17 protein-coding genes are annotated in these 16,800 nt (G+C 53.0%); 10 read left to right on the forward strand and 7 right to left on the reverse strand.

All coding sequences use genetic code 11. The features are described 5' to 3' along the window. The first annotated feature begins 125 nt into the window (after positions 1-125). From NNO03_RS02715 to ghrB, 6 genes are all read left to right on the forward strand, one after another. Complete coding sequence (locus NNO03_RS02715; protein ID WP_271440388.1) at positions 126-788, forward strand: OmpA family lipoprotein; 663 nt, start codon at positions 126-128, stop codon at positions 786-788. Between the two features lie 141 nt (positions 789-929). Beyond that, entirely contained in the window at positions 930-1,946 is a 1,017-nt protein-coding gene (locus tag NNO03_RS02720; protein ID WP_271448734.1) for a LacI family DNA-binding transcriptional regulator, read from the forward strand. A gap of 100 nt (positions 1,947-2,046) precedes the next feature. Beyond that, on the forward strand, positions 2,047-2,796 hold the full coding sequence (locus NNO03_RS02725; protein ID WP_271448735.1) for a sugar phosphate isomerase/epimerase: 750 nt from the start codon (positions 2,047-2,049) through the stop codon (positions 2,794-2,796). A 3-nt stretch (positions 2,797-2,799) separates the two neighbouring features. Further along, positions 2,800-3,738 carry a sugar kinase gene (locus NNO03_RS02730; protein WP_202037455.1) on the forward strand — a complete coding sequence of 313 codons (939 nt, stop codon included), beginning with the start codon at positions 2,800-2,802 and terminating at the stop codon, positions 3,736-3,738. Positions 3,739-3,802: 64 nt separating this feature from the next. Then, positions 3,803-5,083 carry an MFS transporter gene (locus tag NNO03_RS02735; protein ID WP_271448736.1) on the forward strand — a complete coding sequence of 427 codons (1,281 nt, stop codon included), beginning with the start codon at positions 3,803-3,805 and terminating at the stop codon, positions 5,081-5,083. 22 nt (positions 5,084-5,105) lie between these two features. Next, positions 5,106-6,080 (forward strand): glyoxylate/hydroxypyruvate reductase GhrB, encoded by a 975-nt coding sequence (ghrB, locus tag NNO03_RS02740; RefSeq protein ID WP_271448737.1) that lies wholly within the window; start codon positions 5,106-5,108, stop codon positions 6,078-6,080. Positions 6,081-6,141: 61 nt separating this feature from the next. Here the strand turns inward: ghrB and NNO03_RS02745 are convergent, their stop codons facing one another. Beyond that, a complete protein-coding gene (locus NNO03_RS02745; RefSeq protein WP_271440385.1) occupies positions 6,142-6,852 on the reverse strand; it encodes a DUF3053 domain-containing protein in 711 nt (236 codons plus the stop codon). Between the two features lie 380 nt (positions 6,853-7,232). Between NNO03_RS02745 and NNO03_RS02750 the strand changes: the two genes are divergently transcribed. The 3 genes from NNO03_RS02750 to cueP all read left to right on the forward strand — a co-directional run bounded on the left by NNO03_RS02750 (position 7,233) and on the right by cueP (position 8,741). Continuing rightward, on the forward strand, positions 7,233-7,523 hold the full coding sequence (locus NNO03_RS02750) for an HTH-type transcriptional regulator (protein ID WP_048213664.1): 291 nt from the start codon (positions 7,233-7,235) through the stop codon (positions 7,521-7,523). Positions 7,524-7,803: 280 nt separating this feature from the next. Next, positions 7,804-8,016: an RNA chaperone/antiterminator CspA gene (gene cspA, locus NNO03_RS02755; RefSeq protein ID WP_000014594.1), complete on the forward strand. Its 213-nt coding sequence runs from the start codon at positions 7,804-7,806 to the stop codon at positions 8,014-8,016. Positions 8,017-8,201: 185 nt separating this feature from the next. Next, positions 8,202-8,741: a copper-binding periplasmic metallochaperone CueP gene (gene cueP, locus NNO03_RS02760; protein ID WP_271448738.1), complete on the forward strand. Its 540-nt coding sequence runs from the start codon at positions 8,202-8,204 to the stop codon at positions 8,739-8,741. Between the two features lie 64 nt (positions 8,742-8,805). On the opposite strand, the gene glyS is transcribed toward cueP, so the two are convergent. The 3 genes from glyS to NNO03_RS02775 all read right to left on the reverse strand — a co-directional run bounded on the left by glyS (position 8,806) and on the right by NNO03_RS02775 (position 12,200). Next, on the reverse strand, positions 8,806-10,875 hold the full coding sequence (gene glyS, locus NNO03_RS02765) for a glycine--tRNA ligase subunit beta (protein ID WP_271448739.1): 2,070 nt from the start codon (positions 10,873-10,875) through the stop codon (positions 8,806-8,808). Between the two features lie 9 nt (positions 10,876-10,884). Further along, the gene (gene glyQ / locus NNO03_RS02770) at positions 10,885-11,796 is read right to left on the reverse strand and encodes a glycine--tRNA ligase subunit alpha (RefSeq protein WP_001168551.1); all 912 of its coding nucleotides are present in this window, start codon (positions 11,794-11,796) and stop codon (positions 10,885-10,887) included. 95 nt (positions 11,797-11,891) lie between these two features. Then, entirely contained in the window at positions 11,892-12,200 is a 309-nt protein-coding gene (locus NNO03_RS02775) for a YsaB family lipoprotein (RefSeq protein ID WP_271448740.1), read from the reverse strand. A gap of 170 nt (positions 12,201-12,370) precedes the next feature. Between NNO03_RS02775 and NNO03_RS02780 the strand changes: the two genes are divergently transcribed. Next, positions 12,371-13,366: an acyltransferase gene (locus NNO03_RS02780; RefSeq protein WP_271448741.1), complete on the forward strand. Its 996-nt coding sequence runs from the start codon at positions 12,371-12,373 to the stop codon at positions 13,364-13,366. Here NNO03_RS02780 and yiaB read toward each other — a convergent pair. The 3 genes from yiaB to xylA form a co-directional block, all read right to left on the reverse strand. Then, complete coding sequence (yiaB, locus tag NNO03_RS02785) at positions 13,363-13,728, reverse strand: inner membrane protein YiaB (protein WP_271448742.1); 366 nt, start codon at positions 13,726-13,728, stop codon at positions 13,363-13,365. The two genes, NNO03_RS02780 and yiaB, sit on opposite strands and share 4 nt — an antisense overlap. A 169-nt stretch (positions 13,729-13,897) precedes the next feature. Continuing rightward, positions 13,898-15,352 carry a xylulokinase gene (gene xylB, locus NNO03_RS02790; protein ID WP_271448743.1) on the reverse strand — a complete coding sequence of 485 codons (1,455 nt, stop codon included), beginning with the start codon at positions 15,350-15,352 and terminating at the stop codon, positions 13,898-13,900. Between the two features lie 72 nt (positions 15,353-15,424). Beyond that, entirely contained in the window at positions 15,425-16,747 is a 1,323-nt protein-coding gene (xylA, locus tag NNO03_RS02795; protein WP_137361657.1) for a xylose isomerase, read from the reverse strand. Between the last annotated feature and the right edge of the window lie 53 nt (positions 16,748-16,800).

Here is a 16,800-nt window from a genome sequence, read left to right on the forward strand (position 1 = left end):
GTTATGTCGTTCAATGTTACTTACAAATTTCAGAGTCTTCCCTGGAATTTTCTTCATGTTCAGACGTCATAATCAACCGCCACGGTCGCTGTGGTAAAGAAGAAAAAAGTCATTAAGGAATTAAGATGAAGAAACGTGTATTTGTTATTGCTGCCATCGTGAGCGGCGCCCTGGCGGTATCTGGCTGCACAACAAACCCTTACACCGGCGAGCGAGAAGCAGGGAAATCCGGCATCGGCGCGGGTATCGGTTCACTGGTTGGTGCGGGTATTGGCGCACTCTCGTCTTCGAAGAAAGATCGCGGCAAAGGCGCGCTGATTGGTGCAGCGGCAGGTGCGGCTGTAGGTGGCGGTATCGGTTATTACATGGATGTGCAGGAAGCAAAACTGCGCGAGAAAATGCAGGGAACAGGCGTCAGCGTGACGCGTAGTGGCGATAACATCATTCTGAACATGCCAAACAATGTCACCTTCGACAGCAGCAGCGCCAACCTGAAACCGGCGGGCGCAAACACGCTGACCGGTGTGGCAATGGTACTGAAAGAGTACAATAAAACCGCCGTCAACGTGTTGGGCTTCACCGACAGCACTGGCAGCCACGATTTGAACATGCGTCTGTCACAGCAGCGTGCCGACTCCGTCGCCAGCGCGTTGATTACCCAGGGCGTGGCAGCGAACCGCATTCGCACTCAGGGTATGGGCCCGGCGAACCCCATCGCCAGCAACAGCACGGCTGAAGGTAAAGCGCAGAACCGTCGCGTAGAGATTACGTTGAGTCCTGTGCAGTAATCGTTGAGCCGGGTGGCGGCTTCGCCTTACCCGGCCTACGTTCGACATATAGGCCCGGTAAGCACAGCGCCACCGGGCAAATTACTTGCTTCGTCAGATTTTCCCGCTAAGGTATTCTCACTAAATCCAGGGAAATCAGCGATGAGCAAATCAACACGGGCAACCATCAGCGATGTGGCAAAGGCCGCAAAAACCGGCAAGACCAGCATTTCACGCTACCTCAACGGTGAAAAGCATCTGCTATCCGACGCGCTGTTAGCCCGCATTGAAAAAGCCATTGCCGAACTCGACTACCGTCCCAGCCTGATGGCCAGAGGCCTGAAGCATGGGCGTACTCGCCTGATTGGCCTGATTATCGCTGATATAACCAACCCCTACTCCGTCAACGTGTTAAGCGGTATTGAAGCCGCCTGCCGTGACAAAGGTTTTACCCCGCTGGTCTGTAACACGAACAACGAAGTGGATCAGGAGCTGCATTATCTCGATCTGCTGCGCAGCTACCAGGTCGAAGGGATCGTGGTGAACGCCGTCGGGATGCGTGAAGAAGGACTGAACCGTCTGCAACAGTCTGCGCTGCCAATGGTACTGATTGATCGTAAAATTCCCGATTTCGCCTGCGATATGGTCGGACTGGATAATACCCAGGCAGCGAGCGTTGCCACTGAACACCTGCTTGAACAAGGTTTTGAAGCCATTCTGTTCCTTAGCGAGCCGCTGGGGATGGTGAATACTCGCCGCGAGCGCCTGAGCGCCTTTCGCGCCACGCTCGCACAATACCCTGGTGTCATCGCACAAAATGCCGAAGTCCCGCTAACGGACAATACGCAGCTCGATGACACGCTGCGCCAGTTTCACCAGCAGCATCGTGGGATGCGCAAAGCCGTTATCTCTGCCAATGGCGCCCTGACGTTGCAGGTTGCCCGCGCGTTAAAGCGTATTGGCCTCAACTGGGGCAGCGACATCGGTCTGCTCGGGTTCGACGAGCTGGAATGGGCCGAGCTGGCTGGCGTCGGCATCACCACGCTAAAACAGCCCACCTGGCAGATTGGCTACACCGCCGTCGAGCAGGTAGTACGCCGGATCGATGGCGACTCAGACGCAATCCAGGAACAGGTTTTTTCCGGCGAACTGATCGTTCGTGGCTCCACCGCCCGCTAAATTTCCTTCGTGATGGTGATCATAAATTCAACATCACAGGCTTTTCTTTGGAACCGGTTCCATCTAGCGTTATAGCAAGAACGCTAGTTTTGGAGTTTCCATGAAAAGAAAAATTATGGTGGTCACTGCCGCTTACGGCTACGACCAGGTACGCGCCGCAGGTGGGCAAACGGCCCTGCTGCCCATCATTGCCGAAGCCGGTGCTGACGGGGTTGAAATCCGCCGCGAGATGCTGACCGACGCCGAGCTAAAAACACTGCCAACAATGGCCTCTGCTATTGAAATTTTCGGCCTGCTGGCATGCTACTCCGCCCCCGAACCGCTGTTCACCGAAGACGGAAATCTTAATCCTCGCCTTCCGGAATTACTCCAGGAAGCGCAAGCCCTGCAAGCACTGTGGTTAAAAGTTTCCCTCGGCCATTTTGCCCATGACGGACAGTTCGACGTGTTGCGCGAATGGCTGGACAACAGCGGGATGGAGCTGGTTGTCGAAAACGATCAGACATCCTGTGGACGCCTGCAACCGATGAAGCGCTTTAACGATGCCTGTCAGGCATTCAATCTGCCCATTTCCCTGACCTTCGATATGGGTAACTGGTTGTGGGTAGGTGATTCTCCGGAAGAGGCTGCACAGCAGTTGGTCTCAAGCGTTGGATATATCCATGTGAAAGCCGCCACACCACATCGTGACAGTTACCGTGCCGTGCCGCCTGATCGCGCAGAACCACGCTGGCTGGCGCTGCTGGACACGTTGCCCGCAGATGTTCCGCGCGGCATTGAATTCCCCCTGGAAGGGCAAGACTTAACGGCGGTTACCCGTCACTACGTCGCTCTGTTACGCAAGGAGTAACACATGAAAAATTCACTGGACGTTGTCACCATTGGTGAAGCGATGGCGATGTTTGTCGCCACGCAAACCGGTGATTTGGCGGACGTGGAACAGTTTATTAAACGCGTTGCAGGCGCTGAACTTAATGTGGCAACCGGACTTGCTCGCCTGGGTCTGAACGTAGGCTGGGTCAGCCGCGTGGGTAACGACAGTTTTGGCCGTTTTATTATTAAGTCGCTGGAGAAAGAAGGGATTGATGCGCAGGGAGTCACTCTGGACGGGCGCTACGCTACCGGCTTTCAGCTTAAATCTAAAGTCGAAAATGGAACCGATCCCATTGTGGAATATTTCCGCAAAGGCTCTGCAGCCAGCCATCTCAGCGTTGAGGATTATCACGATGGGTATTTCTCCAGCGCACGCCACCTGCACCTGAGCGGCGTTGCGGCTGCGCTGTCTGCCAGTTCATATGAACTACTGGCGCACACCGCCCGCACCATGAAGGCCCAGGGGAAGACCATCTCGTTCGACCCGAATTTGCGCCCGGTACTGTGGAAAAGCGAAGGCGAGATGGTGGAAAAACTCAACCGACTGGCATTCCAGGCTGACTGGGTACTGCCGGGGTTAAAAGAGGGCATGATTTTAACCGGACAACAAACTCCAGAAGCCATTGCAGACTTTTATCTGCGTCATGGCGTGAAGGCCGTCATCGTGAAGACCGGGGCTGATGGGGCCTGGTACAAAGCAGCTAGCGGCGAGCAAGGCAGCGTCGCGCCGGTGAAAGTCGACAACGTGGTCGATACCGTCGGCGCGGGTGATGGCTTTGCCGTCGGCGTGATCAGCGCGCTGCTGGAAGGCCGAACGCTGCATCAGGCAGTGACCCGGGGCAATAAAATTGGCGCTCTGGCCATTCAGGTTCAGGGCGACAGCGAAGGATTACCCACACGTGAACAATTAGGGGAATAAATTCCCGGCCAACTCTGTACCCTACAGACAGAGGCGGCGTATCAGCATAACCAGAGGGCAGTCTATGAATAGCTCAACCAACGCAGCAAAACGCTGGTGGTACATCATGCCAATCGTGTTTATCACGTACAGCCTGGCGTACCTTGACCGTGCGAACTTTAGCTGCGCTTCCGCCGCCGGTATCAACGAGGACCTCGGCATTACCAAAGGGATCTCTTCCCTGCTGGGCGCGCTGTTTTTTCTCGGCTATTTCTTCTTCCAGATCCCAGGCGCAATTTACGCCGAACGCCGCAGCGTACGTAAACTGATTTTTGTCTGTCTGATTCTGTGGGGCGCCTGCGCGTCACTGACCGGGATGGTCAGCAACATTCCGATGCTGGCCGCCATTCGCTTCATTCTTGGCGTCGTTGAAGCCGCGGTCATGCCGGCCATGCTGATTTATATCAGCAACTGGTTTACGAAGTCCGAGCGTTCGCGTGCCAATACCTTCCTGATCCTCGGTAACCCTGTCACCGTCCTGTGGATGTCCGTCGTGTCCGGATACCTGATTCAGGCGCTGGGCTGGCGTGAAATGTTCATCATTGAAGGTTTTCCGGCCATCATCTGGGCGTTCTGCTGGTGGGTACTGGTAAAAGATAAACCGTCGCAGGTAGGCTGGTTGTCAGAATCCGAAAAAGCCGCGCTGCAGGCCCAGTTAGAAAAAGAACAGCAGGGTATCAAAGCCGTGCGTAACTACGGCGAAGCGTTCCGTTCACGTAACGTTATTCTGCTGTGCATGCAGTACTTTGCCTGGAGTATTGGCGTCTACGGTTTTGTTCTGTGGTTGCCGTCAATTATCCGCAGCGGCGGTGCCAACCTGGGTATGGTAGAGGTCGGTTGGCTTTCGTCCGTTCCGTATCTGGCCGCAACGGCGGCGATGATCCTGGTTTCATGGGCTTCCGATAAACTGCAAAACCGTAAGCTGTTTGTCTGGCCACTGCTGCTGATTGCCGCTTTCGCCTTTATTGGCTCCTGGGCCGTTGGCGCAGACCACTTCTGGATTTCTTACACACTGCTGGTTATCGCCGGCGCGGCGATGTACGCCCCGTATGGTCCCTTCTTCGCCATCATTCCTGAGATGTTGCCGCGCAACGTCGCTGGGGGAGCCATGGCGTTGATCAACAGCATGGGCGCATTAGGCTCCTTCTTTGGTTCCTGGTTTGTCGGCTACCTCAATGGCACCACCGGCAGCCCGTCCGCCTCATACATTTTTATGGGGGTAGCGCTTTTTGTCTCAGTGTGGCTAACTCTTATTGTTAAGCCTGCTAATAATCAACAGCTACCTATTGGCGCACGCCACGCTTAAATTTTAACTTACGGAGATTCGCATGAAGCCGTCCATTATTCTCTATAAAGCGTTACCTGACGATTTACTGCATCGCCTGGAAGAGCATTTTACTGTCACTCAGGTGCCTAACCTGCGTGCGGAAACCGTAGCACAGCACGCCACAGCCTTTGCCAGCGCGGAAGGCCTGCTGGGCTCCAGTGAAGCCGTCAATACCGCCCTGCTGGAGAAAATGCCCAAACTGCGTGCGACCTCGACCATTTCCGTAGGCTATGACAATTTCGATGTTGAAGCCTTAAACGCACGTAAGGTGCTGCTGATGCACACGCCAACGGTGCTGACAGAAACCGTGGCGGACACGGTAATGGCGCTGGTGTTAAGTACGGCGCGACGCGTGGTGGAAGTCGCTGAACGCGTGAAGGCAGGCGAATGGACAAAAAGCATCGGAGCCGACTGGTTTGGTACCGATGTTCACCATAAGACGTTGGGTATTGTCGGCATGGGACGTATTGGGCTGGCGCTGGCACAACGCGCGCATTTCGGCTTTAGCATGCCGATTCTCTACAACGCGCGCCGTCACCATCAGGAAGCGGAAGAACGTTTCAACGCGCGCTACTGCGACCTGGATACGCTGCTGCAAGAATCGGACTTTGTTTGCCTGATTCTGCCGTTAACGGACGAAACCCACCATCTGTTCAGTACCGAACAGTTTGCCAAAATGAAGTCTTCTGCCATTTTCATTAACGCCGGGCGTGGCCCGGTGGTGGATGAGAACGCACTGATCGCCGCTCTGCAAAGCGGGGAGATTCATGCCGCTGGGCTGGATGTGTTTGAACAAGAGCCGTTGCCGTCAGACTCACCGCTGCTGTCACTGCCGAATGTGGTGGCGGTGCCGCATATTGGTTCAGCCACGCATGAAACGCGCTATAACATGGCGGCTTGTGCTGTGGATAACTTAATTGACGCACTGCAGGGAAAAGTTGAGAAGAACTGCGTAAATCCGCAAGTGGCCAAATAACACAAAAGGCCGGGTAGCATTGGTGCTCACCCGGCCTTTAATGTGTCTTACCGTACGACGATTACTGCGCGGCACTCACCGCAGCAGTCCATGCCTGATTAAATGCCTGATGCTGCGCCGCCAGCGGGCCAATCAGCGTATTGTACTGACTGGCCTGTTGTGAGGTTGGGAACTGGATGCCGTTCGCAACAAAGCTCACCTGCGTATCCTGCTGCGCGATAAAATCGCCTACCTGCACCAACTGCTGCGTGAAAACTTGCGCGGCTGGGATCAGCGGCTGTAACGCCTCTGCCGGTGCGGTCACGACTTTGCTGTAAACCTGATCAAAGACAGGTTTCAGATCATCACCCTGCTTCAGCGCGCCATGGGCAGCATCTGCCTGTAGCTTCGCATTCTGCAACTGTTGTCCTAACACGCCCAGCGCGCCATTTGCCTGACGCAGCGGTTCACGCTGAGTCATGTAATCCTGAGGAACACGGATTGCGTTTACGCTATCAACAACCGGGCGCAGACCGGAGTCCATTGCCTGATTAACCTGCTGTGAATAGCCATAAAGAATCGCGTAATCGGACACAAACGGGCCAAACTGTTTTTTCTGATCGGCAGTAAGCGTCGGTAAACGCTCTCCGCTACGCATTGCAGTATTCTGCAGAAAATCGATAAACGCTTTGCGTTGATCGCCTTCTTTATCAAAACACCCACTCAGGCCAACTACCATTAAGAGCGCCAAAACAGGCGCAAACCAGCGAGAGCAGGACTTACCTGTCGCCATTTTAATACTCCTTTCACCCAAAAATGCGCACAACGACACCCGCGTGCCTGACGTTGACAAGGATAGTCCAGGTCAGCCCCGCAAGATACCCTTTCCGCGTAATCTTGTCGGGGAAAATAACGGTTTCCACCACCCGGTGTTTTGCTCAACAATGCTCCATTCACATAACGGCGGTCTATTTTAGTCATCTTTACAATTGGAAGGGTTCGATCGGAGATCCCGACCTTTATCAGTTCGTTAGCCAACTAAAGGTTGTCACCCGCGATTCGCTGAAACGAATCCACAACGCATACCTTAAATTCGCCTTCATTTTTTCCGACTACGCTTAATGAGCTTCGATGAAATTCACGATCCCGCTGTGTGATTTATAGGAGTTCTCAATGGAATACAAAGATCCTATGTTTGAACTGCTAAGCAGTCTGGAGCAGATTGTTTTTAAAGATGTATCGCAGACAGTTACTCAGACGCAAAAAACCAACCCTTTCGCTGAATTTGAACAACTACGACGAGGGACAGGTTTAAAAACAGATGATTTCGCCCGGGTGATGGGCGTAACGGTCGCGATGGTTCATGAATGGGAGTCTAAACGCGTGAAGCCATCCAGTACCGAATTGAAGTTGATGCGTCTGATTCAGGCAGACCCTCGATTAAGTAAACAGTTGATGGATTGAGCTATTTTTTAATTTTTCTGAAGAACGGTCCGGTAAAAGGGCCGTTCCCTTACGGAGGGTATCCACAAATAAGAAAATAGTAGTTGCATCCACAGGCGTAAAATGAGTTAATGCGCTCAACGGTTTGACGTACAGACCATTAAAGCAGTTTAGTAAGGCAAGTCCCTTCAAGAGTTATCATTGATACCCCTCGTAGTGAGCATTTCCTTTACTGTTAAAAAATCTGTAGAGCACGCCATATCGCCGAAAGGCACACTTATTTTTTAAAAGGTAATACACTATGTCCGGTAAAATGACTGGTATCGTAAAATGGTTCAACGCTGATAAAGGTTTCGGCTTCATCACTCCTGACGATGGCTCTAAAGACGTGTTCGTACACTTCTCTGCTATCCAGAACGATGGCTACAAATCTCTGGACGAAGGTCAGAAAGTTTCCTTCACCATCGAAAGCGGCGCTAAAGGCCCGGCAGCTGGCAACGTAACCAGCCTGTAAGCTTAAAAAGCTCAGAATTCAAGATCCCTGCCAAACGGCGGGGATTTTTTTTATTTGTTCTCCACGCCCCCTCTCCCGAACACGTCTTTGCATTACTTTACCCATCACACCTTTGACCTTTCCCTAAGGGCAAGCTTTATAGTGAGCGAGTTTATATTCCACAATTTTCACAAGGAATTGAAGCTATGTCGAAATCCTCACTGCTGTTATTTTTAGGTTTGCTCACAACCGGTACCGCCTTCGCGGCAACACCGGAAGCCAATTTCCTGGCTGAACACGGACTCAGCGGGAAATCCGTCGAGCAAATAGTCGAGACCATTGACCAATCCCCCCAGAGTCGCCCGCTGCCGTACTCAGCCTCTATCACCAGTACCGCGCTGAAGCTGTCTTCGGGCGACCAGGTGTATACGATGCCGCTCGGCGATAAGTTCTATCTGTCGTTTGCCCCCTATGAGTGGCAAACGCACCCTTGTTTCAACCACAGCCTTTCCGGTTGTCAGGGAGAAATGCCTGGGAAAAAATTCAACGTCAAAGTGACGGATAGCAAAGGGGATGTGGTTGTACAAAAAGAGATGAAAAGTGGCCGAAATGGTTTCGTCGGGATTTGGTTACCGCGCAATATGACAGGTACCATCGCGGTAAGCTACAACGGTAAATCAGCCGAGTATCCCATTAAAACGATGGAAGATAGCCAGACCTGCCTGACAAAATTACAACTGCGCTAACAGCATAAAAAAATGCCGGATAGCGCAATGCTTATCCGGCATTTTCTAAATCAGCTCAGAACCGTTACTGCAGCAGCGAAATATCCGCAACACGCAGGAATAGTTCACGCAGTTTTTCGAGCATAGAAAGACGGTTAATACGCAGGTCTTTATCCTCTACGTTCACCATCACTTTCTCGAAGAATGCATCGACCGGCGCGCGCAGCTCAGCTAATTCAACCAGCGCTTCCTGATAGTTCCCCGCAGCGAAGACAGGCTCCAGCTTATCGCGCAACACCACAACCTGCATCGCCAGCGCAATTTCTTCTGGCTCTTTCAGCGTTGCTGCATTGACACGCTCATTCAGCGTTTCTTCGGACTTCGCCAGAATATTCGATACACGCTTGTTCGCGGCAGCCAGTGCAGAAGCGGCTTCCAGCGTACGGAAGTGCGAGACCGCCTTCATACGCGCATCGAAATCAGCCGGACGAGTCGGACGACGCGCCAGCACGGCCTGAATGGTATCTACGGTATAGCCTTCGTCCTGATACCAGGCGCGGAAACGACCCAGCATGAAGTCGATAACGTCATCCACCACGTTGGCGTTGGTCAGCTTGTCGCCATACAGACGTACCGCTTCTTCCGTCAGCGTTTGCAGATCCAGATTCAGGTTCTTCTCAACGATGATACGCAGCACGCCCAGCGCGGCACGACGCAGTGCAAACGGGTCCTTGTCGCCTTTCGGATGCTGACCGATACCGAAAATACCCGCCAGGGTGTCCATCTTATCGGCAATCGCCACCGCACAGGCAACCGGGTTAGACGGCAGGTCATCACCGGCGAAGCGCGGCTGATACTGCTCGTTCAACGCGACGGCCACATCTTCCGCTTCGCCATCATGACGCGCGTAGTGCATGCCCATTACGCCCTGGGTGTCAGTGAACTCGAAGACCATGTTGGTCATCAGGTCGCACTTGGACAGCAGGCCAGCACGCGTTGCGTGGTTTACATCAGCGCCAATCTGTTCGGCAATCCAGCCCGCCAGCGCCTGAATACGGTCAGTCTTGTCACGCAGCGTACCCAGCTGTTGTTGGAACAGCACGGTTTGCAGACGCGGCAGATTGTCTTCCAGACGTTTTTTACGGTCAGTATTGAAGAAGAACTCGGCATCTGCCAGGCGCGGACGAACCACCTTCTCGTTACCGGAGATAATCTGGCTCGGGTCTTTCGATTCGATGTTAGCAACGAAGATAAAGTTCGGCAGCAGTTTGCCGTCGTTCGCATAAACCGGGAAGTACTTCTGGTCACCTTTCATGGTGTGTACCAGCGCTTCAGACGGCACCGCGAGGAATTTCTCTTCGAACTTCGCAGTCAACACTACCGGCCATTCCACCAGCGAGGTGACTTCTTCCAGAAGGCTTTCGCTCAGGTCAGCGTTACCGCCAATCTTACGCGCTGCTTCTTCAGCATCGGCTTTGATTTTCGCTTTACGCTCAGCGTAATCCGCGATCACTTTGCCACGCTCACGCAGGATTTCTGGATACTGATCGGCAGAATCGATGGTGAATTCCGGCTCGCCCATAAAACGATGACCGCGGATCACGCGATCGGACTGAATCCCCAGAATCGTTGCCGGAATCACTTTGTCGCCCAGCAGCAGGGTCACAGTGTGAACCGGACGCACGAAGTGGACGTCAGACGCCCCCCAGCGCATCAGTTTCGGGATCGGCAGCTTCGCCAGCGAAGTCGCAATCATGTTCGGCAGCAGCGCTTCAGCGCTTTCGCCTTTCACGTGCGCACGGTACAGCAGCCACTCACCTTTATCAGTGGTCAGACGCTCAGCCTGATCAACGGTGATACCGCAACCACGCGCCCAACCTTCCGCCGCTTTACTCGGTTTACCTTCAGCATCAAACGCCTGGGCAATTGCCGGTCCACGCTTCTCAACTTCACGATCGGGTTGAGATTCCGCCAGGGCAGCGACTTTCAGCGCCAGACGACGCGGAGCAGCAAACCACTCAACATTGCCGTGCGCGAGGCCAGCGTTATCCAGCTCCGCGGTGAAGTTCGCAGCAAAGGACTCAGCCAGGCTGCGCAGTGCTTTTGGTGGCAGCTCTTCAGTGCCGATTTCCACCAGAAAAGTTTTCTCAGACATGGCCGCCTCTTATTTGTCTTTGTTGCACATCGGGAAGCCAAGGGCTTCACGGGAAGCGTAGTAAGCTTCTGCCACTGCTTTGGTCAGCGTGCGAATGCGCAGGATATAGCGCTGGCGCTCGGTGACGGAGATGGCTTTACGCGCATCCAGCAGGTTGAAGCTATGGGCGGCTTTCAGAATACGTTCATACGCAGGCAGTGGCAGCGGGTTTTCCAGCGCCAGCAGTTGCTGTGCTTCTTTCTCGTACTGCTCGAAGCAGGTGAACAGGAAGTCCACATCGGCGTATTCGAAGTTGTAAGTGGATTGCTCCACTTCGTTCTGATGGAACACGTCGCCGTAGGTTGTTTTGCCCAGCGGACCGTCGCTCCAGACCAGGTCGTAAACGCTGTCTACGCCCTGAATGTACATAGCCAGACGTTCCAGACCGTAGGTGATTTCCCCGGTAACTGGCTTACATTCCAGACCACCAACCTGCTGGAAGTAGGTGAACTGCGTGACTTCCATGCCGTTCAGCCACACTTCCCAACCGAGACCCCAGGCACCCAACGTCGGGTTTTCCCAGTTATCTTCCACGAAACGGATATCGTGAATGGTCGGGTCCATACCCAGCTCTTTCAGAGAACCCAGGTACAATTCCTGAATATTGTCCGGTGACGGCTTAATCACTACCTGGAACTGATAGTAGTGCTGTAAGCGGTTCGGGTTTTCGCCATAGCGCCCGTCGGTCGGACGACGAGAAGGCTGCACATAAGCAGTCGCCATCGGTTCCGGCCCCAGTGCACGCAGGCAGGTCATTGGGTGAGATGTTCCCGCGCCGACTTCCATGTCCAATGGTTGAACGATGGTGCAGCCCTGGCGAGCCCAGTAATCCTGTAAGGTCAGGATCAAGCCCTGGAAGGTCCTGGTATCAAACTTTTGCATATTATTTCGTGCTGGATACGTGTGGATTTAAAGGAAGCGATCAGTATACCCGCTGGCTGCAAGATATACAGTACGAAACGGGAAAAAGGGGGAACTTAGCGCATGGAAAGGTGCAAAAACTGCCCGTCTGCGTCAAATGAGCAGACAAAACTCTCTTTACGGAAGGTAGAACCGCGCATCTCATAGCTACCCTGGAATTGCTCAAGACCGGTGATAGCAATTTTCTGGGCACCCGTATTATAAAGCTCCGATGCTTCACTTTTGCACAATGACTCCATATCCAGTGAACGCGTGGCAGTAATTTTGACCTTTTGCGCTTTCTGCACGGGTGCTGACGATTGTGGATCGGCGCACCCCGCCAGCAGCAGCGTAAGGATTGCTGGAAAGAAATACTTCATCATCATTTTATTACCGCCTGGTTTACTGGTCAGTCTTATTATTAGTGTCTGGAAACAGATCCTATTGTGAGAATCTCCCCAGGCCATCACAAGCTTTAGCGTAATAACTCGGATTAATCCAGTGAGCGACGTTCGCAAATACCGGTCAGACTTTTTTAATGAAAACAGAGGAACTGATGCAGCCCAAAATTTTCTGGATTGATAACTTACGCGGGATAGCCTGTTTAATGGTTGTGATGATTCACACCACGACCTGGTACATCACCAATGCGCAAAGCGTCAGCCCGGTAAATTGGGATCTTGCCAATGTGCTAAATTCTGCTTCTCGCGTTAGCGTCCCGCTGTTTTTTATGATCTCGGGTTATCTCTTTTTTGGCGAACGCAGCGCCAGACCGCGACATTTCATCCGCATTGCGTTGTGCATACTGTTTTACAGCACCGTTGCATTGGCCTACATCCTGCTGTTTACCTCGATCAACGCTGAGCTATCGTTGAAAAACCTGCTACAAAAACCGGTGTTCTACCACCTGTGGTTTTTCTTCGCTATTACCGTTATCTACCTGGTATCCCCGTTAATTCAGGTGAAAAATGTCAGCGGAAAAATGCTGCTGGCATTGATGGTCGTGATTGGCGTTATTGCCAATCCCAATACCGTATCGCAAAAATTGGGCAGCTTTGAGTGGCTACCCATCAACCTGTACATCAGTGGCGATACCTTCTACTACATTCTGTACGGCATGCTGGGCCGGGCAATTGGCATGATGGAGACACAAAAGCGCTCACTCACCTGGCTCTGTGCAGCGTTGTGTATCGTCGCCGTGTTTGTTATTTCCCGCGGGACGCTGCATGAGCTCCAGTGGCGAGGTAATTTTGCCGATACCTGGTATCTCTATTGTGGCCCGGCGGTATTTATCTTTGCTGCATCGCTCCTGACGTTGGTCAAAAACACGCTCAGTACACGCACACAGCCCATACTGGGGCTTATTTCCCGTCACTCGTTAGGTATTTACGGTTTCCACGCGCTGATCATTCATGCGCTACGTACCCGCGGTATTGAACTCAAAAACTGGCCACCGCTGGATATGCTATGGATTTTTAGCGCTACGCTGGCGGGCAGTCTATTGCTTTCCATGCTGCTACAGCGCATCGATACACGCAGACTGGTAAGTTAGAATTCATCAGAATGTGCCTCTTCCGTTGGGCACATCAGCAAAATCAGCCCTGATATACACACACAGAATGCTGCCGGGTACAGCCCCATTTCGAGGGGAGCTAACGGGGCATTCCACACCCCCACGAGCAGTAACCCGACCGTTATGAGCGCAACCATCTGACACACAAAAGCAAAGCGTTCATCACTCTGATTACGGTTTTCAGCTTGCAGGTAAGCGTAGGTCACGAACAATCCGGTCATCAGAACACCTAAAAAGTAACCTTTTCCGCTGAGTAAGGGGCATGACCACCATAGGCCTGCGCAGTAAATGAGTGCGCCGGAAAGAAACAATAGCCATGGCAATAGCCGCGTCGTCTTCATTGGGATCTCCTTATCCTCTACCACGGATACAATATGAATAACCCACTCAAGACAACACAGAAAAACGCTATCCAACTGAAATTTCAGAATACATTTATGCACATGAGCTATTGATTCAATGGAAACATATATGAGGAAAATCCCCTCTGCTCATCAGAGGGGAACACGATCAGGACATTAAGGGCAGCAATTGCTGATAGATACGACGGAAGGTTTCCCGACGTTGTTGATAACGAGCATGATGCTCTGCATCAGGATAATGCGCCTGCTCCAGCACCAGTTGAGGCAGTAAGTCAGAGAGTGGTTGTTGTGGATTCATCGCAATTTGCGCCAGCCGTGCTGCGCCCAGGGCAGGACCGACATCTCCGCCTGTACGGTAATCCAACTGCAGCCCGCTGATATCGGACAACATCTGCCGCCAGTATTCGCTACGCGCCCCACCACCGATGAGCGTAATGCTGGCCGGTGTAACGCCACAGGCATGTACCACATCCATACCGTCAGCTAAGGCAAATCCCACACCTTCAAGTACCGCTCGCGCCAGTTCTGCCGGACCATGCTGATGCGTCAGGCCAAAAAAGACACCTTTCGCCTGCGGGTTATTGTGCGGCGTACGTTCACCTGACAGATAGGGCAAGAACCAGACCGGTTCAGCCTGCTCATTTGCCAGCTGTGCGGCATCAATCAGCGCAGGTACGCTTGCCAGCCCGGTTAATTTTGCCGCCCAGTCGAGGCAGGATGCGGCGCTCAGCATCACCGACATCAGATGCCACCGTTCAGGCAGCGCGTGGCAAAAGCTGTGTACCGCACTTTCTGGTTTACTGAGAAAGCCGTCGCTTACAGCAAAGTAGACGCCGGACGTACCCAATGACAGCATCGCCTGGCCTGCATTCATCATCCCTACGCCAACCGCACCCGCCGCGTTATCGCCACCACCGGCAACGACCGCAACTTCTGACATGCCCCAGGATTGCGCGACAGCAGGCAACAGCGTTCCGGTAATCGCACTGCCCTCGTACAAGGCCGGCATATGTGCGCGAGTCAGTTGACACGCAGACAACATGACGTCACTCCAGTCACGTTTCGCGACATCCAGCCACATCGTACCTGCGGCATCCGACATATCGCTGGCAAACTCTCCGGTCATACGCAGACGCAGATAATCTTTCGGCAGCAGGACTTTATCAACCTGGCTGAAAATGTCCGGTTCATGGCGCTGAACCCACAGCAATTTAGGGGCGGTAAAGCCAGGCATCATCAGATTGCCGGTAATCACACGAGATTGTGGCACCTGATTTTCCAGCATCACGCATTCTTCAGCGCAGCGACCGTCATTCCACAGGATTGCCGGACGCAGAACCTTCTGCTGCTTATCAAGCAGCGTCGCGCCGTGCATCTGCCCGGCAATACCTAACGCCTTTACCTCGCTGAGAGAATGTTGCTGGCCCAACGCTTTTACAGCACGATCCGTCGCCAGCCACCACTGTTCAGGATCCTGCTCCGACCATAATGGATGAGGCCGGGAGACGGTCAATTTCTCCGTGTGCGAGGCCACCACATCGCCCTGCTCGTTCAGCAGAATGGCCTTTACGCCTGATGTACCAAGATCTATCCCGATATACATAGGGTATCGTTCCTTAAAGAAAGGCCCGGTAGCGAATCGCTATCCGGGCTTACGGACGTACTCGGCAGTCCGTTATTTGTCGAACAAATAATGGTTTACCAGATTTTCCAGCTGTTCCTGATGGCCGCTCTGATGCACCGGTGCCAGGTTATGTTGTTCAGCGTACTGCGCAATTTCCGTCAGCGTCATCTGACCTTTCAGAATTTGCTGGCCCAGCTCACCATTCCAACCGGCATAACGTTTTGCCACGCGCTGATCCAGGCCACCGTCTTCAATCATACGGGCCGCAATTTTCAGCGACAGCGCCATGGTATCCATCGCCCCAATATGACCATAGAACAGATCGTATTTATCGGTACTCTGACGACGGACTTTGGCATCAAAGTTCAGGCCACCTGTGGTAAATCCGCCCGCTTTCAGGATTTCGTACATGACCAGCGCATTCTCTTCTACGCTGTTCGGGAATTGGTCGGTATCCCAGCCCAGTTGTGCGTCGCCACGGTTCGCATCGACGGAACCAAATAGCCCCAGAGCAATCGCCGTAGCGATTTCGTGGTGGAACGAATGGCCTGCCAGCGTGGCATGGTTCGCTTCAATATTCAGTTTGATCTCTTTTTCCAGACCGAACTGCTTGAGGAATCCGTAAACGGTCGCGGCATCGTAGTCATACTGGTGTTTAGTGGGTTCTTGCGGCTTCGGTTCGATCAGTAAGGTGCCCTGGAAACCGGTTTTGTGTTTATGCTCGACCACCAGTTGCATAAAGCGGCCAATCTGCTCACGTTCCTGACGCAGGTCGGTATTAAGCAGCGTTTCATAACCTTCACGACCGCCCCACAGAACGTAGTTTTCACCGCCTAACTTGTGCGTGGCATCCATGGCCGTAACCACCTGCGTGGCCGCCCAGCTGAAGACTTCCGGGTCCGGGTTAGTCGCCGCACCCGCGCCGTAGCGTGGGTTAGTGAAGCAGTTTGCTGTACCCCACAGCAGCTTCACGCCGCTCTGTTCCTGTTTTGCCGCCAGCACATCCACCATCTGGGCAAAGTTATTTTTATACTCTTTCAGTGACGCGCCTTCAGGCGAGACGTCAACATCATGGAAGCAGTAGTAAGGCACATTCAGCTTATGGAAAAACTCAAAGGCTACATCCGCTTTACGTTTTGCCAGCGCCAATGCCTCACCCGGCTGTTGCCACGGACGGTCGAAGGCCCCCATACCGAACATATCCGCGCCGTTCCAGCAGAAAGTGTGCCAGTAGCAGGCGGCAAAACGCAGATGATCTTCCATGCGCTTGCCCAGCACGATTTCATCAGGGTTGTAATGGCGAAATGCGAGTGGGTTAGTGGATTTTGTACCTTCAAAACGAACGCGATCAAGTTGGTCAAAATAAGCCTGCATAATAAGCTCCATAATCAGGTAATACGGCAAGTAAACTGCGATACAGTCATACT

This window comes from Citrobacter sp. Igbk 16, assembly GCF_028069755.1.
Lineage (GTDB): Bacteria > Pseudomonadota > Gammaproteobacteria > Enterobacterales > Enterobacteriaceae > Citrobacter.